Source organism: Paenibacillus spongiae (assembly GCF_024734895.1).
GTDB classification, from domain to species: Bacteria; Bacillota; Bacilli; order Paenibacillales; family Paenibacillaceae; genus Paenibacillus_Z; species Paenibacillus_Z spongiae.
In genome coordinates this window covers 4,023,399-4,047,405 of record NZ_CP091430.1, presented here as the reverse complement: position 1 = coordinate 4,047,405, position 24,007 = coordinate 4,023,399, and the positions used below count along the sequence as shown (strand labels likewise).

Here is a 24,007-nt window from a genome sequence, read left to right as displayed (position 1 = left end):
ACAAAACCCGTATTTTATACATATGTCTATAAATAGGCACCTTTGTATATAAGCTGCTGGGTCGACATTCCCCGAGCTTCGGCAATTATCTTCTGTGTCCAAATAACTTTTTCCTGCTACTGGAAATTAATAATGTCTGCTCATTTTTCACGTTTCTACTTCTCATTTCACATTAACTTTGTTTTTTATGTTTTACAGTTATTCTGATGCCACATGATGTCCCAAACCTGACTTATTGATAAAATAAATCTATTAATAATTTCGCTTCTACAGTCACACTAACCTGCCCGTTAGCGCAACGCGGCTGCCGATCCATGCCGGCAGCCGCGTTGTTGTTTATTAAGCTATCGTGTCCCGTTAGCTTAATGGTCGGTCAGATATTTCTTTGCCAATTCGATGTCCTGTGTTTGCAGCTTATGGTATAGTGTCATATTGCCGTTAGCCTCAAAGGCGAAGACATTACTTACATCTGCGACGTACGGCGGGTTTTTTTATTTTATTCAATCCTGCCGATACTCGAGAATATCTCCAGGCTGGCAATCGAGTGCTTTGCAGATCGCTTCGAGTGTTGAGATTCGAATTGCTTTCGCTTTTCCGTTTTTAAGTATCGACAGGTTCGCCATTGTAATGCCGACTTTCTCCGATAGCTCAGTAACGCTCATTTTCCGCTTTGCAAGCATGACGTCAATGTTAACCACTATCATACGGTCAACTCCTGTTCTTCTTTGAGCTCGATCGCGTTTTTGAGCAGTTTCTCAAGAACTGCGGCAAATACTGCGATTACGACTGGCGCACAGGTTATAAATAGCCCGATGACCATGACGCCTGGTGCGTCTGCGCCGTCAGCTACAAAGTAGAAAAGCGGGAGATTACATGCAAACATGAGTGATACGACAACCGCCGCTCGCTTTATTTTCTTAAGCGCTAAAACAGAGGTTTGCGAAAAAGCGGTTCTTGTATCGATGTACCTGAGAAGCTTAAATGCCTGAAGTAGCGTAAATAAATACGCAATAGACGCCACATACGCAGCAAAAGCGGAAAGATAAACTTTAATATCCGGGAAATCCGGCATCATACTATGCGCCATCGCTGGGAGTCCATAAAAACACATCACTAATGCAGGAATTGCCATAACAACCAGAACAACTTTTAAAAAGAGCGTCTCTTTTTTCATCTATTTCACCTCATTTTTGATTTTATCACTTCATTTATCGTTTTACAATAAAAATGTATTGATTCCTTTGTTTGAGCTCAATAAGTTATTTAAAAAGGAAGAAGCCATACGGCTTATTTGTTCCTCCTTCAAATTTGATCCGAGATACGGACATATTTATGAACCCACTAATTGAAGTTATTCACGAAAATGATTAAACTATCCTGCCCGTTAGCTTAACGAAAACAAGGAGCAGCTGCCGAGGCAAACTGCTCCTTGTTTGATTTAACTATCGTTCCTCGTTAGTTCAAAATTAACTTTCTTATTCAATGACTAATACTTCTCCATCCCTTAGAACTTTAAAGAGTATTTGATTATCGATTAAATATTCTACAACTTTATCGATATCTTCAGATTCTGGATGGTTTGATTTATAGTGCGGGGCAATTACGTAATCTAAAACGTTTAATCCTTCCCAAACCGTTTGATGTTGTTCCCCATAGGGTTTTTGGGTCGGATCATCTACTAAGTGAAATCCTTTTAGTGTTGGTCCAAGAACACAGATGCCAGCACTATATCCCCCATAAACGACATTTCTTCCATTTTTATGGAACTTCTTTATGATTTCGTCGAACCCACTTATTTTCATCGCCTGTGCTAAAACAAATGTATTTCCACCTCTTGCCCAAATCACATCATACTCTTCCAGTTTTGTCTCCAATTCGTTACGACTATTAAAAAAGCACTTCAAATCAAGGATATCTACATGAAAACCAAGGCTTTCAAGTTCAGATATGTCCAATGCATCACTTTGCCTCCTTCTTGCCAGATCAGTCGCAAAATCTAATGCATTACTGATAAAAGCAATTCTTTTATTTCCGTTTTCGGTTATTCGCTTTAATTCTAACTCTTCATTCCCAATCTTGAATGATGATAGGTAATATTTCATGCTTGCTTATCCCCCTAGTTACGATTACATAAATAGTTGAGTCGTCTTGAGTTGTTGAGTGCTTCTGCCCTTTAGCTTAATGAAAAAAGGAGCAGCTGCCGTGGCATACTGCTTCCTGGATCGTTCAACTATCGTTCCCCGTTAACCTAATCAAACCTAAAGTCTGTATTAGTTTGAGTTTTAGCGACAGAAGTGAATCGCTTCAGGTCTTCAATACCCGAACGGAGGTATTCCTGATCATAAATAAACCCACCATTAAGGGATGTCCTTATGAACTCGTTGCCCATATATTTTGAAGTTGATATTGAATATGATAGAAATATATCGCCTTTTCGATTTATACGTTGAAGTGACATGGTAAAATCTTCAGGAGACATCGCACTAATACTGCATGTTGGTGATAAAACCCATTGTTCGAGACGGCTAATAAACTGAATCAGTTCATCTATTGAAAACCAAACATCTGTGCTCCAACCTGTGAATTCATTATCGAGAACTTCAATGGAACAAGATAAGCTAGGCAGGTGGTTGCTATGTACGTACTGTTCTAAGGAGAAAGTTATGTATGAATTTCTATCATCGGAGTAAATTCTAAAGTCATAATCTGTTTTTGGACTAAAAATCGCTACTCCTCCTTTTTCATTCTTACAACTTTATTTTCGACTTTGGTACCACACTATCCTGCCCGTTAGCGCAACAAGGCTGCCAAACGAGCTGGCAGCCTTGTCATGGTTGAACTATCGTGTCCCGTTAGCTCAATAGTCTTATGTTTTAATTAGAGTCGTTGCTTATAGTTGTGAGGCTTGCCGAACACCTAACGCAGTGACTTCCCGACGGGCTTAGGGGGCTGGATGTGGTCACTCGCTTCTCAGAGTGACCCGGAGCGTCAATATGGTGTTAGCCGAAGGAAGTTCTGGAAGCAGCCATTGCATTTAAGGCGTTCTCAAAATAGCTATATACTTCATCTGCAATTCCCAGAAACTCTTCAACAAGTACATTACTATCCAAGTAACAAGCATACAGATAATCAACTAAAGCGGAGTCAATCTCACAATAGTTTAATATGGCATTCTTCATCTTAATAATGTCATCTTGCCATACACCTGTATCTTCTAAAACCAAAGAGTATAATGCACGAATTAATCTCTTAGAGTAACCTTTAATATATCTAGTTTTCATTGTGTTATCAATAGCATTAGAAAGTAAACTATGTATACGATCTACTTCCTCCTTGGTCTCTGTATTTAAGTCTAAAATGAACTCTGGAGAAATAATTATCGGTGGTACTTTTTCACCAACGTCATGACCATATATGCAAACACAAATTATCTTTACCCAAAAACCCCACTCATTTGGTTTACTTAATACATCGTCAATCGAGCAAATTATCGTATCAATCTTAGTTACTACTGGATATTCTTCCAAAAGCCTGTCTTTAATATTTGACAATCTTTCGTAATCAATATCTTTGGGATTTACACATACAATAGTAAAGTCTGCATCTGACTTAAAAGGTATAGCAGTTCCTTTTGGAATCGAGCCACACATATAAATGCTATGAATCTTACCTTTAAATTCGGTAAGTATATTATCTATATACTTATCAACAAAATCCTTATATTCACTTTGTATTACAATTCTATTTATAACTTTTTCTAATATCATATAGACTCCTCCTAAACTAAGAACTTCTTTCGACTAACGTCTTTTTGCGAACTTCGTAAATTCTTCGTGACTTAAGTTATTCGCGAAATCATTCAACTATCCTGCCCGTTAGCTGAACAGGCCACCGATCTTATCGGCAGCCTGGTGTCGTTGTGTTATCGTCTCCCGTTAGGATTCCTGTAGAGCGTTAATTTTGCGCTTTGCACAAAAACGAGCGACTCCCGTACGATGGGTTAGTCACGGGTCATAGCCCTTTAGCCATCTTAAGGAGGTCGCTCTATATTGAAGTTTAAAGCCCAGGGCAAACAAAATCAACTGCTCGAACGCATTTCAACCCAGCATCTTGTCGTCGGCATCGACATCGCCCAGCAAACGCACGTTGCACGCGCCGTCTTCCGTGGAATTACCTAGGTCCTTTTCTTTCGGTTTTGATAATCTAATATGGACTCATGAAGAAGCTCTTCATTGAAATCAGGCCACATTTCATTAGTGAACCAAAGTTCAGTATGCGCCGATTGCCAAAGTAAAAAATTGCTCAACCGTTTCTCGCCACTTGTTCGAATCAGCAAATCAGGGCAAGGGTTCTTTCCTGTATAAAGGAATTCCGGAAATTTAGAGATATCTCCAATGAAAAAAACTTTGATATTGTTTTCATTTAACTCACGGACGTTTGTATCTTGAACAAACTCACTTACTAAACTAATGATGTATTCCACTTCATCTTTAGGTCTTTTCCAATTTTCCGTGGAAAAGCGTATCCGATTAGCCCATCTACCGTTACCATCCATCATAATTGCGATATGTTTTGGGAGATGGTTACTCCAATCAATCTTACGTTTGAGATCACTTTTAGTTCGATTCAGACCAGACCACTTCATTCTCTAACCCTCCACACAATATCACAATTTATAGAACCCTTATATTACCATAAATAGAAGTATCCTGCCCGTTAGCTTAATTAAAAACAAGGTTTAGCAGCTGCCACGGCAAACTGCTCCTTGTTTCGTTGTACTAACGTTCTCCGATACTCAACAACTAATCCATCCACGTGTTCTTCAGCCGTAGAATGAATATCTCTGGCTCGTTCGGGTCAAATACCTCTATCCCGTCGTCTTTTATTAGCTGCCTTTCAATCAAATCGTTAATTACCTGATATCCCGATAATCGTCCAATACATTTTCCTCATTAACAAAACTAATTTGATCACCTATATTACTCAAGAGGTACCATGTTGTCATAGCTGCTGCTACCGGATTCCCCGTTATTTCCCTTGCTTTACTCGCTGGGAGAGAATAGCAACAGTATACAGTCAGAACGCTACTCAACCCTTGAAAAACAAAATGAGCCGTGGGATGCTCCCAACGACTCTTCTTTGACCGATGCTTCCGGATTTACTAAAATTATATCCGAAAAGTTCTAAAGTGTAAATATATCCAAGTAGACTTAATAAATGTTTATTTGAACGACTCAAACTGAGATTTTATCCAAGTCTGGTTTTGTTCAGCAATATATTGCTCCGCATTAACAAGCAGCTCAACCAGTTCATTTTTGGTTAATTGGAGGTATCTTCTTTTGACCCTTTCTATATCACGATCCAGTTTGATGTTTTTAAAATCCAGATCTCCAACTTTTATCTTCACCCTGAGCGGTTTTGGGGTTTTCTTAGAGTATTTTAAGTAATACTCATATAACTCTTTATTATTTTTCACACTATTTGCATGAATTCCTTGCCCAGATTCATCCAGTACCTATATGTAACATGAGCTGCTTGTCTCTCTTTTTCATAAACCATTAATTTCATTTAACTAAAGATTTCAGATAAATGATAGTTTGCAATATAAGGTCTTCCTTTTTGTGTCTTTCTCCCGGTCTCAGCAACAAAAAATAAATTGTTCTTTGCTCTTGATGACAGTACATAAAGCAGTTTTCTTGAGATTTCATTTTCATCTATTTCTCGTGAGTAAATGTTGTTCCAATGAGGTATGAATCCCCATAAGAGGCTTATCCCTATTACCGTATCATATTCGAGACCCTTACATTTGTGTGCAGTAATAAAAGTTACGCCTCCTGCCTTTGCAAAACCATTCTTGTATACAGATATAGAATCCCCTAATCCATTTTTACTTTGCTTTCTGAGACATTTTTTTTCGAAGTCATCTTGTTCTTCAATTATTTCCGGATATACGCTAATATCAATGCTCAACTTATTAAAGAAGTATCCGAATGCTTCTTTTAAGTATTCAATCCCTAACACAGTAGTTGAGGTAAAAGAATTAGTAATCTTCAATATCCTTTGCAAGCTGAGATTCATATTAGATATATGCGGTATTCTTTCAATTAGAATATCAAGAAAATTATTAGCCCACCTCATACGTTGTACTACTTTATCAGGTGATGGAGTTGATAAAATTAGCTTCGAAAGATGGTAAAATAAATTATTGTCATCTCTACAAAGTGGTGATAATCCCGCGGCATCCAATGGTAGTTCTGGAGCTAGTCGTTTTACAGATCTGGCCAAACTTATTAACGGTTGCCGTTGAGGGGCTATTACAGCTATTTCTCTAAACGGAATGCCATGGTTATTGTGTAGATCTAATATCAAATCTTTAATATATTGAGTTAAATTGTCATGACTCACATCCCGATTAAAAGATATAATTGAAGCTTTATCTTTGTTAGTTCCCTTAGCCTCAATAGGTTCTCCATAAATTTGAAAATTTCTATAAACATCAATGATTTGTTGAGTAGATCTATAGTTACCATTCAAACTCTTCTCCTCAACAGGAAAGCTACCAATGCATTCCTCTATTTCTTGTCGTGCTTTCGAGATTCCTCCAAGTGTTTGATAGATACCTTGATTTGGGTCTCCAACTATTAATAATTTCGATTGATTCCCACTTGCTTTTATTATTTCACCTATAATTAAATATTGTAATTCCTGAGTATCTTGATACTCATCAATAAGTATCCATTTAAAAATTGTCGATAAGTTTCTTGCTATTGAAGGGTTATCCCTTAAGATTTTAAAGGAATAATAAAGAATCAAATCAAAGTCTACGAGGCGATCATTCTTAATTGTGCGATCATATTCTATAAGTAACATAACATTTTCTTCATTTAAACTGATTAAGTTACCATTAGAGTCTCGCCGAGTACTAAAATCAATATTTTTTAGACCCAAACTATTCAATATATTCTCAGTGATTTCTTCTACATCTTCCTCATCAATTAAGGTATATCCATACTTTAATTCCTCAACCAGATGCGAAAAAGGCTTTATTATCCAATTCGCACAAAAGGAATGGATAGTACCTCCCCAATAAAATTTATCATCTACACAATTAGCTTCTAGTCTTAGCGCAATCTCTTCAGCGGCTAAGTTTGTGTAGGTAATTGCTGCGATTTTTTCATTTTTCTTGAGTCTTGTTCCCTCAGAAATTAACTTTGCAACTAATGTTCTCGTCTTTCCACTACCAGGGCAAGCAATAACTAATAAGTGGTCATTGTATTCGACAACTTCCTTTTGCTCTGTATTTAATGAATTAAGGAGATTCAAGATATCTCCTCCTCATAGTAATAAACTTTGCTGTAAGACTCGTACTATTCAATTGGCAAAACGAATCAATAATTTCAACCTCAGATGGGTTTTCACCATAAATGAATTTTACAGTTTCTAGAAATCCTATGTACTCACTACCTAAGCGGTACTGAATAATTGAAATTAAGTGCCCTTCTTTCAGGGAGGATACAAATGCCAGTGCCTTAAGTAAATAATCGGGAATTACAATATCATTATCTATACGAGCAGCAATTGCTAAGGCCAACCAACCTTTTCCTTCTTTGTTTGCTAAACGTAATATTTCTTTACCAAAAATACTAGGCTCTGAGCTTCTGATTTTTTCAATTGAGGCATTTTGATCACTCACGCGTGAGTAAATATCACTTCGAATTACATTCTCAATATAGTTTTTATTTCCTACTTTAATTAACTCCACTTCAAAAGTACTGGTAGCATAATAAGCTTCGATGAAATCATTGTTATTACAGAACTCATTTAGCTTTTGTTTGCGTAGTTCCCCTGACTCTTGAGAGTTCTTACATTTTTTTTGGAATTCTTTATCCTCATAACTATCGTCATCTAATGGGACTATTGAAAGATCATTGTCTGTAACAATTGCACACTTTCTTCTGATTCGTTCAGTCGAGAACAGATTTGCAATATTTGTGAATTGTGTACTGCCGGCATTAATTAGACTAACTCCGATCTCATCTAATGATATGCCAAATGCCTTCTTCACCATCTCAGGAATCAGAATTAACTCAGCATCTCCCTCAACAAGGATCACCGACTTTGCGAACAATAGTGTCGATCTTGTCGCATCTAGATACCGTTCAATCCTTCTTACTTCGTTATCCTCTAGCCCCCTACTTGGTTGTGAAACTTCGCAATAGTTATCTTCTATATAAACTATATTTACATTATTAAGAGAACAAGAAGAAGAAATATGGCTAGAATGTGTGGTTAAAATAATTTGAGTATTTTCATGATAATGATATTTCTGAAACAAAGTTTTTTGAATATGGTTATGTAAATGTGCTTCAGGTTCTTCAATTAATAAGAAATGTGCTGCTTTATTTTGATCATGATCAAGCCTATTGTATTCTTCTAGTTTAAGTGCTAGATAGAGTAAATTGGCCCCACCAAGACTCATCTCGTGTAGATCACCAATATAATCTTCTCCAATAAGCTCTCCTGCCTTGATATGCAATGCTTTTAAGGTATGTTTGAAATCATCAGACAAATTAGAGTTAATCTCTATTCGGGGAGCATATGTATGACCTACTGTTTTATGTAATGATTCGGATACTCCCATAGCCAATTCTCTGATTTCAGGTAAGTTAGTTATATGCCAATTTAAATCTCTAATCGTATTACTTACAGTTTCTGTGCTCGTCTCATTAATATTGAGATTACTCAATAATCTTAGCAATGGTGAAGTTCTAGGATTTTTCAAGTCGCCTATAACGTCCCTTAACGCTTTCGCATAAGTACAAGCAAAATCATTTTTGAAGATATATTGGTTAGCTGGTGTACCGAGTAGACTACTGTCTTCATTGTCAGGGTCTGGAAAATTGAAGTTTGTGAAATCCCCAACAATTGAAGAATAAACCTCATCATTACTGAAATCAGCTGTTCCCCTACCATATAAAACAGATTCATAGTTATTTATCTTCAAAGTAGAAAGATATTCTATGAAATGTGCGTCATCAAAAAAATCCTGACTCATTTCAAATAATCGCTTGCGTACTTCATATTTAGGTCTAAAATATAAATTTAATGATCCGTTATTGTCACTTGTATGGGTACCTTGAAAAATAAGAGCTTGTGAAGAATCGTCATTTGAGAGATTATCAAAGTGGAGGCTAATTACAATCCAATGTCCACGCCAATTTGTAAGTGAGCGATTAAAATCAGTATCTATTAAATTCGTTGAGGATCTTGGTAAGTTTTCATCAATAATAAGTCTTAATGCGAATAAGGCATTTGTTTTACCAGAACCATTTGCCCCAATTATCGTGTTTACGCCTTCTTTAAAAACAAAGCAAGCTTTTCTGAAATTACGAAAGTTCCTTATTTTCAGACTAGATATATGCATAATCATGCCCCCAATTTAAAGCTACAAATATACTGTTCTTATTGGAAATTCTACCATAATTCTTAAATACAATAAATCTGTTAAATCGGCGAAATATGACAGCGTATGCATTACCCGTAAAAATAACAGAGTACTTATTCTTCTGTCCGTAAAATTAAAAAACAGCGGATATTTTTCCGCTGTTGTAGCACCATCAATCTTTACCAAGGATTGCATCATGAAACCGTGCGAACTGCTCGTCTCTTTTCTGCAGTTCCTCAATGTCTAGATTACTAGCTGCCTGTCTAGATTGCTCAATGCGATACTTTGAGCCCATTTTTTTTAGCTGGTTAACATCAAGGTCAAGCCAGACTTCAATAGAAGGATTGGGAATCGCAGATATCCATTCGTTAAATTCGAGGCCTTTCACCAACATCTCTTTTGTCCTAACGGGATCTCCGTCACCATCAGTCACTATTAACACTTTAGATTCGGAATAGAAAGTGTTCCATAAAGCGTTTGCCAAACGAGGAATTGTGATCTTTCCCATAGCAATAATAATTTTGATCGATCTATTCGAGCCGGCATTACCTAGAATCCTTTCAGACAGTGTAGCAATCACCTCACGATCAGTATCACCTTCGCACACGATTAACAAATCTGCGGTAGTCGCATCGACAACCCGCGTCGCCAATACCCCGCCTGTTACACGGTCGTAGTGAAGATGGTCTATCTCAACGAGTTGTTTATTTTTGGCAGTTACGAATTCCCCTTCAGAAGGGAAATAAATTGCACCTTCCTCAGTTGCCTTACGGAGCTTGAGTTTGAGAATATTTGTGAATCCATTGTCACGAGCAATCGCGGCATCCAAGTCTCGTTTGTCGAGTAAAATTATGTTGAGCGTCTTGCCTAAAACGAGTGCATCAACGGCGTCCTCTGCATATCCTGACATTGAAATAAAAATTCCAATTGTACCTGCCAACTTACCTTCGACCTTGCCCTTGAACTGATAGAGGGTTGATGCTGGTAACGGGTCTGCATGCCATTTGGCTTCCAGCAGGTATATACGTCCGTCGAGATAAATAGAGCCGTCAATCTGCTCCCCTAACGGTCTGTAGCCTGTGCGCGGTTCGAGTTGTTCGTGGTTAAAAAGCTTATTCAGTAAACGCTCGAAATTAAATCCCCGGCGCCTTTTCTCGGCACCATCCGCGTTGGCATCTAAGTTAATAAGTTTTTCGTATTCTTCTTTTATGTAAACCCAATCTGTCTTCATTTTCTCCCCCAATAACCATTCATAACCGAACCGATCACTTCAAACTCTATATTAGCATGATTTATTATACTAATCCCTATAATTCAATAACTCGATACCAATTCAAGTTCGACATATATCAAAACGACTAAAAAGGACAGCACTCCGCTGCCCCCATTTATGACTTTAATATATTGTGTCACAATCCATAAGAATATGCACCAACAATAGTATTTTCTGTTGAATTAGTAAATGTAGATTACATAGTATTTTGTGAGCAAGTCAAAGGAGCAGCCGGTGCAGCTGCCAAGAAAATGAAAAATCTTGTAGGGCCATTCTTGTGCTTATGAAAGCGAAAAGGATCCGCCGCGGCGGATCCTTCTGCTGTTTTATTGAACTAACGTTCCTCGTTAGCGTAAAGCATCAGTGCTTTCAAGTACTGCCTTTATCCTCCTTACGCTAGAAGACGAGCTCTCTTCCTTAACAATTTTAAAAGTACCAAGGTCAGCCGTATTCACCGCGTGAGGACCGCCGCATATCTCTTTGGAGAATTTGCCCATCGTATATACTTTTACCATCTGGCCATACTTGCTCTCGAATAGACCAATAGCCCCTGTTCTATGTGCATCTTCAAGCGTCATCTCTTCGAACGTAATCCCGACGCCTTCGGCAATCGCTTCATTGACCAGCTGCTCGGTTGCCACGATCTCTTCTTCAGTCATTTTACGATGGAACGAAAAATCAAAGCGCAGTCTCTCAGCCGTTATATTGCTGCCCTTTTGCGCCACCTCATCTCCGAGAACCTTTCGTAGTGCAGCATGCAGAAGATGAGTTGCCGTATGCAGATTTGCCGTCTGTGCAGAATTATCTGCTAAACCGCCTTTAAACTTTTGGGTTGCTCCGGCTTGAGATAACTCTCTATGCTTCTGAAATTTCTCTAGATATCCTTCCAGATCGATGGCGATGGAACGCTCTGTTGCCAGTTCTATGGTCAATTCGATGGGAAACCCATACGTATCATAAAGTTTGAATGCAGCTGCACCGTCTATTTGACCATTTACTAATGAAATCGAAAGCTTATCGAATTCACGAAGTCCCTGCGCGAGCGTTTTTTGAAAACGAGCTTCTTCCGCCTGGAGTTCCCTAATAATTTTATCGCGATTGCTTTGCAACTCTGGGTATATTAGCTCGTACTTGTCAATCACAGCGCTAGCGATATCCGCTAGACCGCCTTCTTGAATACTCAATTGCATTGCGAATCTAACAGCTCGGCGAATCAATCTTCGCAGCACATAGCCTTGGTCGACATTAGACGGAGTAATGCCGTAATTATCACCAAGGATAAATACTGCCGTGCGGGTATGATCCGCAACAACTCGATACGCTTTGGGTTGATTTTCGTATGCCGTCTCCGACAGTTCTGCAATTCGTGAGAATATCGTAGTAAACAGGTCGCTATCATAGACTGTTCCTCCATTCAAAGCGACTAGCACTCTCTCTAAGCCCATTCCCGTATCGACGTTTTTTTGATCAAGCGGTTCAAACTTTCCCTCCGCCGTTTTGTTATATTTCATAAATACATTATTCCAGAATTCAACATAGCGCCCACATCCACATGCTGGCGAACATGTAGGACCGCAACGTTCTTTATCCGAGATAATGAAGATTTCCGTATCGGGACCGCAAGGACCTGTTTGACCTGCTGGCCCCCACCAATTATCGGCTTTAGGCAAGAAGAAGATCTCTTCCTCACATTGACCTAATGCACACCATATCTCGTACGACTCCTGATCACGGGGAGCATCATCATCTCCTTCGAATACAGTAACCGCAATTTTATGCTTGGGTATATCGAGCCAGTTCGGCGAAGTGACGAACTCCCAACTCCACGATCATCACCGACTTCATCTATATCCACAGTACGTATACACTTCTGAACATTGGTTAACCTCGTTCCAGATGGATGCTTCTCTCCAAGTAAATAGGGCACCAGCGGGTGCATGCCCGCTGTCGTAAACAATACGGTGGGATCGTTATCGGGTATAACGGAAGCGCTAGAAATGACGGCATGACCTTTTTCTTGAAAAAACTGAATATACTTCGCTCTAATCTCTTCAGATGTATACAGTTTCATTGATATTTCTCCTTTTACTCTATTTTAGACAACAAAAAAACGCCCCAAGATTGGGACGAATTAATCGCGGTACCACCCAAGTTATTGTCTTCGCATTTAGCGATACAATCAGCTCAATTGACTATAACGAGTCAAACCGGCGGGCATTAACCGCACTCCTGAACCGGCAACATACTAAGTTTCGTAGGATTTCACACCAAAACATCCCTCTCTGAACGAAATGTAGCATATTTTGTTCATTCATTGATTTCATTTAAATCATTTCCTAATTATTGTTATTGTAGCCAGTTAGAATTCAGATGTCAATCGTGTATATTAGCAACCTGCATAATACTTGAAAACCCACTCGTAATTAACGTAAACTGCCCGTTAGCTCAACGAGGCTGCCGTTTCTTAACATCAGCCTCGTCCTGGTGATTGTTAAGCTATAGTGTCCCGTTAGCGTAACGGCTGCATAGGAATTCGTCGTTCCCTATAGACTCCTGCTCGCACAATTCCTGGCTCAGGACATTGGGACGCGATTTTACTTTCGGCAGATAAAGATCAGTTCTTTGTGGTCTGCGGTAGCTGGTTCGTCGCTGAAATCTCCAAAGATCTGTATGTCGCTGAAGCCTGCGCGCTCAAGCATCAACACCAACTCGTTCTTCGTATAGTCATCCAACCTTTGCGTGTGAACTTCCTCTTTGATAAGGTCTCCTTCGTGCCACAGCCGGACTCGCATCTGACGGGTGGCGACGTTCTCCAAGGGATCTGTCTCAAGTGTCCGGGCAGCTAATTCCAGCTCCGTACCGTCGGCCAGGCGCTGGCGCTCACTGGATGCGGGCCATCCCTCGGGTTCAGCCCGCCTGTACTCAGACAACCTCGCCAGCCAAGCGGGCGGATCGTTCCATCGCACCGCATAGTTGAATGCGAACGTGCCGCCTGGACGTAGATGCTCATGGCAGCGCTGCATTGCCTGCATAGTCAGACGATGCTCTCCACCGAGACCAATCACCCCGCAGGCAAATATCGTCCTGTAGCGCCGGGGCAGATCCAGCTCGTGCATTGCCTGCGCATAGAGCCGGGGTGAAAGGCCTTGCTTTGCTGCTCGCTCCTGGCAGACTGCAAGCATATCCTCCGAGTAGTCGCAGCCATCCACATCCAGACCAGCCCGCAAAAAGAGGAGCAACAAGCGTCCACTGCCGCAGCCCAGATCAAGCGCCGGTTGTCCGGAAGTCTCGATCAGCTTCCTGTAGTACGCCGCTTCCGGACCAACTTCCGTCCCGGCATTCGCCCACGATTGCGCGACAAGGCCATAGTGCCATATCTGGGGTCGTTGCATATTTTGATGACCTCCTTCCATATTGTTGAGACTAGACCAGCGATAGCTCTGGTGACGCTCAGGCGAGGCATCCGCATACGGCACCGGTCGACATGGAGAAAAGTGCTGAGGCCGCCATCAGCAAGGCGATGCTTTTCTTTTTCATTTCGAATTGCTCCCTCGCTCTGGTTTTGATGAGTCTCACGCCGAACCCTTCCTTACACAGCAAGTCACTTTAACCTATGTCGTGTGCCAAAAAAAGATAACTTGTTTTCTCCTAACTTTAAGGGGGATTCAGCGCAACAAATCTGCCCGTTAGCTTAATGAAAAAGGAGCAGTTGCCGCGGCGATCTGCTCCCTGGATCGTTCAACTATAGTGTCCCGTTAGTTGTTCGACTGCCCGTTACTTCAATAAATGAAATAGGAGTTGCACGGGAGAAACCTCCGATCGCACAACCCTAACTCATAAAGTAGATGAATAGCTTTTCAAAAGAATTTCTGAAATACATGCATAACAATATTGATAAAAAACCTAAAATGTAGATTAATGATGTAAACCCCTTAATGTTTTCTCCTACCTCAGCATCCACTTTTATTTTGTTAACAAACCAATTTACTATCACCATAATCAAGAGCCAGCACATGATGGATAACCAGTCTCCCAAAAAAAGTGTCATATGCCTTGGGTCCTGTTCCGTCGGTAACACGAAGGTAATCACAACTAAGACACCATGGATAATAATTGATGTCTTAGTTGAGGTGTGAGGTCTAAATGTCTTCTTGAAACGTTCACGTTCATAATCTTTCAATTCTCTTAACCAGGGAATGATCTTGTAAACTGACCAGTCATTTGCTGGAGTAACCGCTTTGATTGCAAATAACAGACCAATAATAACGACCATCCTTAAAACAATAATTGAAGCATGGTAGTACCATAAGATACCTTCAAGAAGTGCAATAAGAATCAAACACACGATAATGATGTAGATTAATTCAAAAACCCTTAACTTCAACAAGCGTCTGTGATCTATTTTTCTCACCACCATAATAAAAGGAATTCAACTAACGTGTCCCGTTATTTTAATGCCGTGGTACATAAATATGGTCAGTATCGGTATCAATTACGACATTCACGCTAACCTTATCCCCGAAAGAAGAAGGCAGACGCTCAAATTGAAACAGCCTGCAAAAGATATCTGTGAATTCATTCATGTTAGTGCAATGGATTTTGGCCATTAAATACTTTTTCCTTAATTCCGCAATAGAACATGCCTTGCCGATAAGAAGTGCATTTTCAAAATAACCATCAATTTCGACTATCAAATTAATCACCGCTGGTTGCTAACCAGCCTGTAAGCTCTAAGGTAATGAATCCATTAAATTGACGCCTTCGTCCTAATTGAATTAAAGTTCTCCGATAACTCAATCAGTAATTTAGCCAAGGCTCCGACATCCAAACGGATCTTCTGGCAACAAACATATTGTTTGCTTTTATACTAGTGAACATTTCAGGTTGGGAATCTAAATATGAATTAATCAGATGTTCCGGCAGAATAGCTGCATCGAAGGTCCAAACTTCTGCTTTTTTCCCACAAATTAAAGCTTCCCATGGTTTCCCGTCCGTGACTTCGTTGGTGAAATACACTCCACTTTCTCTAAATTCTTTTGAGAACTTTTCCATCATCGTCCAAACAACTGATTTATGTTCCTCTTTTAATTGACCGGTTCGCCAATCAAGCTCAATTTCTTCTGTCCAAAACAGTAAGCTAACTTCCAACCAAGACTCTTGCAGTTCTTTTATTACTTCTGGGGTCCATCCTATCACATATGGACGAATATGAAGTCGGTTCCCATTATTTACATATAACTGGGCTTTCGCGCCACCGCCAACGTACATGAAGCCGTTGTCAGAGAGCTCCCATTCAAGTTCAACTGTGAAGTACTTCGAATCAAGCCCTAGAGAGGTTAACACTTCAGAAAAATGTTTTATACCATCTTTGAAATTTTCTGGGCCACATTTGAGATATGTTTGAATATGAGAATATTCAGGCATACTAACAACGGCCTCGTCCAGATCTTGTACCCTTTTCCAGTTCGATTACAGTCGCGAGCACGTTAGTAAAATGCGATGCTCCCGGGTTAATGAATACTATTATAAATGCTTTTAAATTCTTGAACAAAATCAATCGGCAGCATAGGGTCATCAGAAGCGGCTACTCGTTGAAGCTCTTTTAACCAGTTCATTGATTCTTCATCCAAATTTGACACATCGTTTGCTTGATGAAAATAAATATACAGCAATGCATGAATCTTCATCCGACACTTCTTTTCCAAGAGACATTTCGTATGAAATGGCTAGGAACGAACCATTTTCTGCAGCAATTTCTTCAACCATATTACCCCTGGTCGATGGAACAGCAGTTGAAACTGCCAGTCCTTTATTCGACAAAAAATTTAAAAATTCAATTTCACCCCGTATATTATTTCTTGATCTTCTAAATTGTATGTGAGATTTTTAATATGAAAAATGCATTGTTTTTCTGGTATTCATAAACAAAGCTTTCATAACCGCCCAATAAACGAACGGTGTCATTATTAATGTCATATCGCTTTATTGCTTCGGTAAGGATCTCTTCAGTGAATTGCTCTTTAATTTCTCGTATCATCTTCTATACCTTCTTTCATTCATAATTTTAGTAGTTGCATAATTTTTTCAATCGAAAATTTCGGCGACCACCTGACAGAAGGCCTCCTGCTGACCGCTTTCCAGGTAATTGTCCAGCAGCGCCCTCTCTCAGAAGCACATCCTCATCCGATCCGTCCGGCTCGAACAAAGGGGCTCTCCTCCGTAATAAGCGTTTCCGAGAAAATACCCGCCCAGCTTGTTCAGCTGCTTTACAATCATGCTCCAGTTCGGCTTATAAGATAAACTGATACTAAGTAGAAATTATTACTTGGAAATTCTACCATATTTCTATTCCGTATTATAGTTTAAGAACGACGAAAGAGGACAGCGTTTCCACTACCCCGAGCTTTGCATTTGATATATTGTGTCACAACCCATAAAAACCCGCATCAACACTAGGGCTTCCTGTCGAATAAGTAAATGTAGATTACATAGTATTTTATACATATGTCAAATTCGCAAAAATTACAGTCCATCCCGCAAACGGTATCCAGAATCATCGTCATCTAATAAACTTGCACGAATTCTAAGAGCAGCCTGTTCTCTCTTGTAAAGTCATTGTAGCCCCCCTACTGATGGATCTTTATGTGTTTGGCTATCTTTAATTAGAAAAAGGCCGGGGAATTCCTTCCCTTGGCCCGTCTTTGCTATGCATTAATAAGGACTTGACTTATCCATTCCAATTTCTTATTTCGCCTTATCAGGCTCCAACAAACACCATTTAGTGAGGGACGGGACGCCGAAATCGGGAATACTTAGCATTTCACCATTGCGCTGGCATGAATCGTGAGCAATGAGGCCAGGTACGCAATATCTTGCAGCATTCCAAGCATGATTCGGCGGCAGCTTATGCTCCGTAACTGCTTTCACAAAATCATCGACTAAAAATTGATGCGATCCTGCGTGTCCGTTATGTAGTCCTATAAACTCAGTCGGCAAACGATGTATCGGGTGTACACTGGAAACACCGGAATAAAAATCGCGCTGCAGGTTTTCGCTCAAATGCGCATAATCTTCTCCAACGGTGACTTTATTACAATCCAACAGCGCAGACAAGTCCGTAATGTCGTCCCCTTTAAGTGATGTCCATCCCCTGGCGTTCGCCTGTTCTTCAAAGGTGCCTTCTGTGCCGAATAAACTCAAATGGACACTGCGTTCCCCTACACCGGTCCAGCCCACCCTTCTGAATTCATTAATTCGCATCGAAGCACCATCGGATGTACGCATTAATGCTGTCTGATTGCTATATGGATTATCCCAATGATTCGCTCCTGCTTTAAAAATACCATCTTGGTGCTTGTCGACATAACCTAAGCAGGATACTTGGGTCGCATAAGCCCCTGTAACCGATAATATCATACTGACCGAATGAGTAGGATAATACATCGGTGGCAACCCCGCGGCCTTCATCCATTGATCCCCATCAGAATGTTTATAAGCATCATAGAATCCATGGGACATATCATGCAGGTAGGCGGCCTCGCCATAAACAATATTACCAAAGTCCCCATTATTAAAGCGATTTCGGCAATAAATAGTAGATGGATAATAGTAACTTGTTTCACCTGTCATATATATTAATCCTGATCTGTCCACTTCTTCCATGATTGCTTGTATATCTTCTAAATTAGAAGCCATCGGAACAGCACAATACACGTGCTTGCCCGCGCGCAATGCTTGAAGCGTATGCGGACCGTGCAAATGACGATTCGTATAAAGAGCAATCGCATCAACATCACTTTTGCATAATTCATCCAAGGAAGAAAATGTCCTTTTAATTTGAAATTTCTTCGCAGTCTGTTCCAAACGTTCGGGAATTAATTCTGCCAGTACCACTTCATCCACAAGAGGATGCGCTTGAAATAAAGGAATAAACGAGCTTGCAAATCCCGTACCGACAACACCGATCTTAAAACCCATAGTCGATCACTCCTATAATCGTATTATTGGATACATTCACCGTCTATTATGGATGCTTTTCTAGCCAATTGTCCGTTCCAACTGGGCAAGATTCCATTCGAACCAACTGATCGCTTTTCAATTGCGGATTCGCTGTCGCGTTATAGCATACAATAAACGATCGTCGATGATTAGGCGATTCATTAGCACGAGAGCTATGCAGCAAATTGCTATGGAAAAACAATGCGGTTCCCGGCTTCATCTCACAATCCACTAAATCAAACAACGACTCTACTTGTTGAATACGGTTGGCATCGGCTCCGGTCTGCTGTCCGACTCTGCCATGCTCTAACCGTCCTAACTTATGCGACCCTCGTAAGACGCGCAAGCAGCCGTTCTCTTTCGTTGCTTCATCCAAAGCAATAAATACGCTAATCATGTTCGGATAGATAAAGCCTCCTCCATACCAGTAGCCATAATCTTGATGCCATTCCCATGCGCCGCCTGATTGAGCTTCCTTGAGCATCACTTTACCGTGGTAAAATGCAGCATCCTCACCAAGCAGAATACGAACGCCATTGACAAGACGTGGAGCAATGCTTACATCGGACCACATATCGTTGTTAAGATCAAACCAAATCGCCAGCCGTGCTTTGCGACCCGAGGTATCTGCATTTCCGTGTGCTGTCGTCGCAACTCGTTCTCCTTGTTCCACTTCTCGAATCATTCTTGCAACTTCCTGCTCATTGAACATACCTTCGACCATCAAATACCCATCGCGTTGATAACGTTCGACGTCTTCATGTGAGATCAACATCGTTTACTGCCTCCTTATTTGTAATATAAATACAATTCAGTGTTCAATAACTTCGGCATAATAATAAACTATTCCTTCAACGATCCAATCAAAATGCCTTTAACAAAGTACTTTTGCAGAAACGGATAGACGAGCAGGATCGGTACCGTCGATACGATAATGACCGCATATTTAATGATTCGCTTTGCTTGCATCGCACTAATATCCGTCGTCGTTAAAGTAACATTATCGATCCGATTTTCGATCAAGATTTCGCGTAAAAACAGCTGTAAGGGGTACATCTCCCGATTTCGCAAATAGATTACTGCATTAAACCAAGAATTCCATTCTCCAACCGCATGGAACAAACCGATAACAGCGACAATCGCCATGGATAACGGGAGAACGATGCGAAAAAAAATATACATGTCGTTAGCACCGTCAATTTTGGCCGACTCGATCAACTCATCAGGAATCGACTGAAAGAACGTACGCATGACGATTAAGTTCCAAGCCGAAATGGCGCTTGGCAGTACGATCGCCCAGATCGTATTCAGCATGCCCAGCCCTTTAACAAGCAAGAAAGATGGTATTAGTCCGCCGCCAAAAAACATCGTAAAAACAATCAACATCATCATCAGCTTTTTCCACATCAAGCCTTTCCTTGACAGTACGTAGGCTCCCATAGAAGTGAAGAGCAAGCTAACCGTTGTGCCTAAAATAACGTACACCAGCGTATTGCGATACCCAATTCCGATATTTGGATTTTGAAAGACAAGTTTATAGCCCGCCAGCGTAGGTTCAATCGGATATACCAGCACACCCCGATGCTTATAATTTGTAGGCCAATACGTTACCTCAAGAATTCCTGGCTACTTACCAAGTTTCAAGTGATAGTGATACGAACCCCTCATTGTAGTCCACGCATCACGTGAGTCCGCGCCGCCCACACTGCTCTTCACTTTTAAAGTGAGTACGGGACACGCTGGCGAATGCTCTCTCAGGTTACATTCAGGATAATGTCCTTTAGTTCAATCAGAGTCTTGATTCGATAGCTGGCCTGTGAGAAGTCATGTGTTTTTGTGAAATCGTTATGGACAATAGCACAGTCGATACCAGCCGCCACGGCTGAGTTCAACCCTCTGTTTGAATCCTCTACAACCAGGGTCTCTTCGTTGGTAGCTCCGAAGTGCATTAGGCCGGTCAAGTATGGTTCCGGGTGCGGCTTGGTGCGCTCGTAGTCTTCGCGAACAAGGACGAATTCCATGAATTGTCTAATCTGGCGCTTTTCATGAATAAGTTGAAAATCCGCACGTTTTGCAGTCGTCACGATGGCCATGCGGACGTACTTTGACAGTTCGGCTAGAGTTTCAACTACGCCTTCAATCTCTATGGCTTCTGTTCGTAGATATTCCTGATAATAGACGTTGCGGACCTCACGCTGCTTGCTGATGGTCTGTTCATCAATACCTGCCGCCCTAGCTTGGGACCAAGTGCCCAATGACTGGGTCATGTCGCGGAGGTATTGATCTTTATCCAAGGTAAATCCAATGTCAGCCAGAGCGCGTTCTCCCGCTTTGTAATACCAGAATTCAGTATCAACCAGAACACCATCATGATCGAAAAGTATGTACTTTTTCATTGTTTCGTTCTCCTTTGTCAGCAGCGGCAACCATGCGTGCCATCACGCGCCGTTGATCACCCATAAGTAGACGGGCCACTGATACGTTAACCTTAAATGTGATACATTCATTAATAAGTTATTTCCTTATAAGAACGCAAAATAGTTAAAGGTTCATTGGTACTATCCTATCCGACCTCGTTGAATGTCCATGATGATTGCCGCGCAGCCGGCCCTCTCGCCTATATCGACCATTTCTTTTGCACAAACCTGCCAGTTATTTCAACAGACAACGGCAGCCGATCGTGTTGCCGGCTGCCGTCATGTTGTGATTGAACTATTGTGTCCCGTTAGCGCAATGATTTGCTTTTCAAAATGGCGATATAGTCCTTATCTAGACCCGTAATTTTATAAATTGTATCCTCTTCAATACCTTCTGCTAAAGCTTTTCGCGCAAATCGCAAGGCATATTTATCTGTGGCTAACATTCGATGAAGAGTATTTCTATCCTCGAAAGATAAATAATCATCTGCAATTGAACCATCCAACAAGAATTCCATATCATAGGTCCCAATCAGTGTATTAAGATAATATACCCGGAGTGAACAAAAAATAGCGGCACCATCTCGGTCATAGTATTGTTTTAAGCTAATCGAAACAACATCAATAACAATGAAATCCTCATCCAATTTTCCTAAAAATAAATCATGGTACCCACTTCTATCTTCATTTTTCCAACTGCGTAAAGCGTTCCAAAAACCTTCAATTGTTCTCTTTTTGGCATTTTGTTCTTGCTACCAGCGTAAAAGAAGTGCACTGTCCACAAAACCAACTCCCCCTTGCTCATGTTGACACTCTTTCTAGTGATATCGAGATATAGATTCTCTGAAAATTGATATTCAAACGAGAAAGGAGCAACAAGCAAGCAGCTCCTTCACTATCGTATTTTCCAGCTCAAGTTCTACTATAACTTACCCGTGTCTTCGGCATATTCCCGCAGAATCCAACCGCATTGGCCGCAAATGAAAAGAATCCGGTCGCTAAGGTGCCGATAGTCCGTACGCTCCGGTCTTTTCATCGGTGTCCGCGAATAGATGCCACCCTCGTTAAAGCTATGCGCGATCTTGATCTCGCTTCCCGGGCAATCCGGGCATGTTAAGGTTTTTCTGACTTTTTCCAAATCCATTGTGTTCTCTCCTTGTATTACGATTTGAAGTACGTGTTGAGCTCTTACTACCGTTCAAAAAGGAGTAATAGGCTCGTCTCTGTACGCCTTCATAAACGACTCCCATGGGTCGAATGTAAGTGGCTAACGCGAGCCACTTCATCCCTCGTTAAAGAGTTGATAGCTTTTTAATCCATATTACCATATTATGTATCCCTGTATACTGCTTAGATCAGCATTACTGCCCTTCCCTCAACTCAACAAATGCTTAATGAAAAAGGAGCAGTGCCGCGGCGAGCTGCTCCCTAGATCGTTCAACTATCGTGCCCCGTTAGCGCAATGATAACTCGAATAATTATCGCCGTTATGTGTCAATGTTTGAGCGGTGAAACGTCATATCCCAGCTTTCTGAGTATTACTAGTCCATCATTGAACTCTATCCTGTTTGTTCCATTCCAACCATTTTCCAAACCATACAAAACAAAATGCTTAACTGTTCCAGGATAATGTAAGTTGAAATTTTCAATAGTTCCCGACACTATTTTCTTTAAAGGGAAACCAACTAACAGGGGGCTTCCCGTAATTGGGTCATCCCATGTACAAAAGCGGAATGAACAGGTTATGTTCTTTAGTCCCTTTAATGATATTGAAAGAGAAACTTCACTTACGCCTTGATGATACTTTTGGTTAATCACATATACGTATTCATTCTCTCCAACATGGATTTCCCTTGTTTTTTTCTTCATAGTCTCAGCACCTATTTGGAATTCGGAATTAATTCATACAAGGCACGAACATCACAACCGATGGAATCGGCGATCGATATGGCAATTTTGAGTGGCATCACTCTTTTGTTTTCTATAAAGTCGAAAACTCGTTCCGGTTTAAAAAGCAAGTCTTTTGCCAGCCATTCCGCTGACTTTCCGGATTCCATCAATCGTTCATTTAGTAAGCAACGTCCTAGTTCAAATTTCAAGAAGCGATGACCTCCCGCATAAGATAATATTTAACCTTAAGCGTTGTCCATTGCCAGCATGAATATACTTCATAAAAGGCCCCATAACGATGAAGTTCCCTATGCGTCTGCCCAATTTGTTGGGCGAGTTCCATCGCCGGGCTTTCGTACCCGTTAGTGGAGCGAAATGAACTCCGATCAAAAAGCGGAAACCGGTGTTTTCGAAAAATATATATACGCAACCGGGCTCCTCTTCAGGGGTACTTTTCCATCGCATCCAAAGCCTTTTTAGCATTGGAATCGCTCTTCTGGAGCGTTACGATTCTCCCCGAGAACCAAGATTTCGGTTTCAATATTTTCTTTGTTCATTTCATAAATTGTTTCTCTGAAATTCATACTGCTGAGATCAATACCACCGTGGTGGCATATCGGAGTTCGGTGCTGGTGTTTCTTAGGCAAGATTAGATTTCAATAATTCGAGCTTGAATATGGTGTTATCTGATGGATACGCCATCTAGGAAACACTAACATTTCTTTTACTTAATTTCTTAAAGAGAAAATAAACAATTCATTTTGACAAGAACTTGAAGTTATGATCGTCTTTGACGAGTAAATGGTGTATATCAAAAGCAATCACTGGACAGTCTCTTGGACATTTTAATGGCTATAAATCACTCGTCATATCCACCCGCTTCAAATCCAAAACAACCGAAGCTTCAACCCTCATAAATAACTGAAAAAAAATGGGCACCCTCAAGCTAAAAGGGTGCCCTCTTTCAAAATGATTTAACAAAGC

The 24,007-nt window shown here is 40.6% G+C and carries 25 protein-coding genes; 1 reads left to right on the top strand and 24 read right to left on the bottom strand.

Going from position 1 to position 24,007, the window contains the following annotated elements; all coding sequences use genetic code 11:
• Positions 1-500: 500 nt before the first annotated feature.
• From L1F29_RS18455 to L1F29_RS18440, 4 genes are all read right to left on the bottom strand, one after another.
• Positions 501-704, bottom strand: a complete 204-nt coding sequence (locus L1F29_RS18455; protein ID WP_113035934.1) for a helix-turn-helix domain-containing protein — start codon at positions 702-704, stop codon at positions 501-503.
• The gene (locus L1F29_RS18450; protein WP_258383526.1) at positions 701-1,174 is read right to left on the bottom strand and encodes a DUF2975 domain-containing protein; all 474 of its coding nucleotides are present in this window, start codon (positions 1,172-1,174) and stop codon (positions 701-703) included. Before L1F29_RS18450 ends, L1F29_RS18455 begins: the two co-directional genes overlap by 4 nt.
• 301 nt (positions 1,175-1,475) lie before the next feature.
• The gene (locus L1F29_RS18445) at positions 1,476-2,102 is read right to left on the bottom strand and encodes a Type 1 glutamine amidotransferase-like domain-containing protein (RefSeq protein ID WP_258383525.1); all 627 of its coding nucleotides are present in this window, start codon (positions 2,100-2,102) and stop codon (positions 1,476-1,478) included.
• Positions 2,103-2,999: 897 nt separating this feature from the next.
• On the bottom strand, positions 3,000-3,767 hold the full coding sequence (locus L1F29_RS18440) for a nucleotidyltransferase (RefSeq protein WP_258383524.1): 768 nt from the start codon (positions 3,765-3,767) through the stop codon (positions 3,000-3,002).
• A gap of 282 nt (positions 3,768-4,049) precedes the next feature.
• Here L1F29_RS18440 and L1F29_RS18435 point away from each other — a divergent pair, with 282 nt between their 5' ends.
• Entirely contained in the window at positions 4,050-4,178 is a 129-nt protein-coding gene (locus L1F29_RS18435) for a hypothetical protein (RefSeq protein ID WP_258383523.1), read from the top strand.
• Here the strand turns inward: L1F29_RS18435 and L1F29_RS18430 are convergent.
• The 20 genes from L1F29_RS18430 to L1F29_RS18340 all read right to left on the bottom strand — a co-directional run bounded on the left by L1F29_RS18430 (position 4,175) and on the right by L1F29_RS18340 (position 23,232).
• Positions 4,175-4,645, bottom strand: a complete 471-nt coding sequence (locus tag L1F29_RS18430) for an undecaprenyl diphosphate synthase family protein (RefSeq protein ID WP_258383522.1) — start codon at positions 4,643-4,645, stop codon at positions 4,175-4,177. The two genes, L1F29_RS18435 and L1F29_RS18430, sit on opposite strands and share 4 nt — an antisense overlap.
• 576 nt (positions 4,646-5,221) lie before the next feature.
• Positions 5,222-5,476, bottom strand: a complete 255-nt coding sequence (locus tag L1F29_RS18425; RefSeq protein ID WP_258383521.1) for a hypothetical protein — start codon at positions 5,474-5,476, stop codon at positions 5,222-5,224.
• Between the two features lie 92 nt (positions 5,477-5,568).
• Positions 5,569-7,323, bottom strand: coding sequence for a UvrD-helicase domain-containing protein (locus L1F29_RS18420; protein ID WP_258383520.1), 1,755 nt, complete (start codon positions 7,321-7,323; stop codon positions 5,569-5,571).
• Positions 7,310-9,424, bottom strand: coding sequence for an ATP-dependent nuclease (locus L1F29_RS18415; RefSeq protein ID WP_258383519.1), 2,115 nt, complete (start codon positions 9,422-9,424; stop codon positions 7,310-7,312). Before L1F29_RS18415 ends, L1F29_RS18420 begins: the two co-directional genes overlap by 14 nt.
• A 193-nt stretch (positions 9,425-9,617) precedes the next feature.
• Positions 9,618-10,676 (bottom strand): TOPRIM nucleotidyl transferase/hydrolase domain-containing protein, encoded by a 1,059-nt coding sequence (locus L1F29_RS18410; protein WP_258383518.1) that lies wholly within the window; start codon positions 10,674-10,676, stop codon positions 9,618-9,620.
• 389 nt (positions 10,677-11,065) lie between these two features.
• A complete protein-coding gene (locus L1F29_RS18405; protein ID WP_258389731.1) occupies positions 11,066-12,490 on the bottom strand; it encodes an alanine--tRNA ligase in 1,425 nt (474 codons plus the stop codon).
• Complete coding sequence (locus tag L1F29_RS34475; protein WP_373876417.1) at positions 12,415-12,789, bottom strand: alanine--tRNA ligase-related protein; 375 nt, start codon at positions 12,787-12,789, stop codon at positions 12,415-12,417. Before L1F29_RS34475 ends, L1F29_RS18405 begins: the two co-directional genes overlap by 76 nt.
• Positions 12,790-13,312: 523 nt before the next feature.
• The gene (locus L1F29_RS18400; RefSeq protein ID WP_258383517.1) at positions 13,313-14,110 is read right to left on the bottom strand and encodes a class I SAM-dependent DNA methyltransferase; all 798 of its coding nucleotides are present in this window, start codon (positions 14,108-14,110) and stop codon (positions 13,313-13,315) included.
• Positions 14,111-14,547: 437 nt separating this feature from the next.
• Positions 14,548-15,135, bottom strand: coding sequence for a hypothetical protein (locus L1F29_RS18395; RefSeq protein ID WP_258383516.1), 588 nt, complete (start codon positions 15,133-15,135; stop codon positions 14,548-14,550).
• Between the two features lie 380 nt (positions 15,136-15,515).
• Positions 15,516-16,142, bottom strand: coding sequence for a hypothetical protein (locus L1F29_RS18390; RefSeq protein ID WP_258383515.1), 627 nt, complete (start codon positions 16,140-16,142; stop codon positions 15,516-15,518).
• Between the two features lie 86 nt (positions 16,143-16,228).
• Complete coding sequence (locus L1F29_RS18385) at positions 16,229-16,405, bottom strand: hypothetical protein (RefSeq protein ID WP_258383514.1); 177 nt, start codon at positions 16,403-16,405, stop codon at positions 16,229-16,231.
• A 179-nt stretch (positions 16,406-16,584) separates the two neighbouring features.
• Complete coding sequence (locus tag L1F29_RS18380) at positions 16,585-16,755, bottom strand: hypothetical protein (protein ID WP_258383513.1); 171 nt, start codon at positions 16,753-16,755, stop codon at positions 16,585-16,587.
• Positions 16,756-17,462: 707 nt separating this feature from the next.
• Positions 17,463-18,695, bottom strand: coding sequence for a Gfo/Idh/MocA family protein (locus L1F29_RS18375; RefSeq protein WP_258383512.1), 1,233 nt, complete (start codon positions 18,693-18,695; stop codon positions 17,463-17,465).
• Between the two features lie 46 nt (positions 18,696-18,741).
• Positions 18,742-19,491, bottom strand: a complete 750-nt coding sequence (locus L1F29_RS18370) for a phytanoyl-CoA dioxygenase family protein (protein WP_258383511.1) — start codon at positions 19,489-19,491, stop codon at positions 18,742-18,744.
• A 68-nt stretch (positions 19,492-19,559) separates the two neighbouring features.
• Positions 19,560-20,123 carry a carbohydrate ABC transporter permease gene (locus tag L1F29_RS18365; RefSeq protein WP_258383510.1) on the bottom strand — a complete coding sequence of 188 codons (564 nt, stop codon included), beginning with the start codon at positions 20,121-20,123 and terminating at the stop codon, positions 19,560-19,562.
• 347 nt (positions 20,124-20,470) lie between these two features.
• Entirely contained in the window at positions 20,471-21,112 is a 642-nt protein-coding gene (locus L1F29_RS18360; RefSeq protein WP_258383509.1) for an HAD family hydrolase, read from the bottom strand.
• A 329-nt stretch (positions 21,113-21,441) separates the two neighbouring features.
• Positions 21,442-21,651, bottom strand: coding sequence for an Rpn/YhgA-type helix-turn-helix domain-containing protein (locus L1F29_RS18355; RefSeq protein ID WP_258383508.1), 210 nt, complete (start codon positions 21,649-21,651; stop codon positions 21,442-21,444).
• Positions 21,652-22,055: 404 nt separating this feature from the next.
• Positions 22,056-22,277: a hypothetical protein gene (locus L1F29_RS18350; RefSeq protein WP_258383507.1), complete on the bottom strand. Its 222-nt coding sequence runs from the start codon at positions 22,275-22,277 to the stop codon at positions 22,056-22,058.
• Between the two features lie 350 nt (positions 22,278-22,627).
• Positions 22,628-23,002, bottom strand: a complete 375-nt coding sequence (locus tag L1F29_RS18345) for a hypothetical protein (protein ID WP_258383506.1) — start codon at positions 23,000-23,002, stop codon at positions 22,628-22,630.
• An 11-nt stretch (positions 23,003-23,013) separates the two neighbouring features.
• Positions 23,014-23,232, bottom strand: coding sequence for an XRE family transcriptional regulator (locus L1F29_RS18340; protein ID WP_258383505.1), 219 nt, complete (start codon positions 23,230-23,232; stop codon positions 23,014-23,016).
• Positions 23,233-24,007: the final 775 nt, after the last annotated feature.

Excerpts from the sequence above, each read along its gene's own strand:
- L1F29_RS18455 (WP_113035934.1), bottom strand. The coding sequence starts at position 704 with ATGATAGTGGTTAACATTGACGTCATGCTTGCAAAGCGGAAAATGAGC.
- L1F29_RS18450 (WP_258383526.1), bottom strand. The coding sequence starts at position 1,174 with ATGAAAAAAGAGACGCTCTTTTTAAAAGTTGTTCTGGTTGTTATGGCA.
- L1F29_RS18445 (WP_258383525.1), bottom strand. The coding sequence starts at position 2,102 with ATGAAATATTACCTATCATCATTCAAGATTGGGAATGAAGAGTTAGAA.
- L1F29_RS18440 (WP_258383524.1), bottom strand. The coding sequence starts at position 3,767 with ATGATATTAGAAAAAGTTATAAATAGAATTGTAATACAAAGTGAATAT.
- L1F29_RS18430 (WP_258383522.1), bottom strand. The coding sequence starts at position 4,645 with ATGAAGTGGTCTGGTCTGAATCGAACTAAAAGTGATCTCAAACGTAAG.
- L1F29_RS18415 (WP_258383519.1), bottom strand. The coding sequence starts at position 9,424 with ATGCATATATCTAGTCTGAAAATAAGGAACTTTCGTAATTTCAGAAAA.
- L1F29_RS18410 (WP_258383518.1), bottom strand. The coding sequence starts at position 10,676 with ATGAAGACAGATTGGGTTTACATAAAAGAAGAATACGAAAAACTTATT.
- L1F29_RS34475 (WP_373876417.1), bottom strand. The coding sequence starts at position 12,789 with ATGAAACTGTATACATCTGAAGAGATTAGAGCGAAGTATATTCAGTTT.
- L1F29_RS18400 (WP_258383517.1), bottom strand. The coding sequence starts at position 14,110 with ATGCAACGACCCCAGATATGGCACTATGGCCTTGTCGCGCAATCGTGG.
- L1F29_RS18395 (WP_258383516.1), bottom strand. The coding sequence starts at position 15,135 with ATGGTGGTGAGAAAAATAGATCACAGACGCTTGTTGAAGTTAAGGGTT.
- L1F29_RS18390 (WP_258383515.1), bottom strand. The coding sequence starts at position 16,142 with ATGCCTGAATATTCTCATATTCAAACATATCTCAAATGTGGCCCAGAA.
- L1F29_RS18385 (WP_258383514.1), bottom strand. The coding sequence starts at position 16,405 with ATGAAGATTCATGCATTGCTGTATATTTATTTTCATCAAGCAAACGAT.
- L1F29_RS18380 (WP_258383513.1), bottom strand. The coding sequence starts at position 16,755 with ATGATACGAGAAATTAAAGAGCAATTCACTGAAGAGATCCTTACCGAA.
- L1F29_RS18375 (WP_258383512.1), bottom strand. The coding sequence starts at position 18,695 with ATGGGTTTTAAGATCGGTGTTGTCGGTACGGGATTTGCAAGCTCGTTT.
- L1F29_RS18370 (WP_258383511.1), bottom strand. The coding sequence starts at position 19,491 with ATGTTGATCTCACATGAAGACGTCGAACGTTATCAACGCGATGGGTAT.
- L1F29_RS18365 (WP_258383510.1), bottom strand. The coding sequence starts at position 20,123 with ATGTGGAAAAAGCTGATGATGATGTTGATTGTTTTTACGATGTTTTTT.
- L1F29_RS18360 (WP_258383509.1), bottom strand. The coding sequence starts at position 21,112 with ATGAAAAAGTACATACTTTTCGATCATGATGGTGTTCTGGTTGATACT.
- L1F29_RS18355 (WP_258383508.1), bottom strand. The coding sequence starts at position 21,651 with ATGGAATTCTTGTTGGATGGTTCAATTGCAGATGATTATTTATCTTTC.
- L1F29_RS18350 (WP_258383507.1), bottom strand. The coding sequence starts at position 22,277 with ATGGATTTGGAAAAAGTCAGAAAAACCTTAACATGCCCGGATTGCCCG.
- L1F29_RS18345 (WP_258383506.1), bottom strand. The coding sequence starts at position 23,002 with ATGAAGAAAAAAACAAGGGAAATCCATGTTGGAGAGAATGAATACGTA.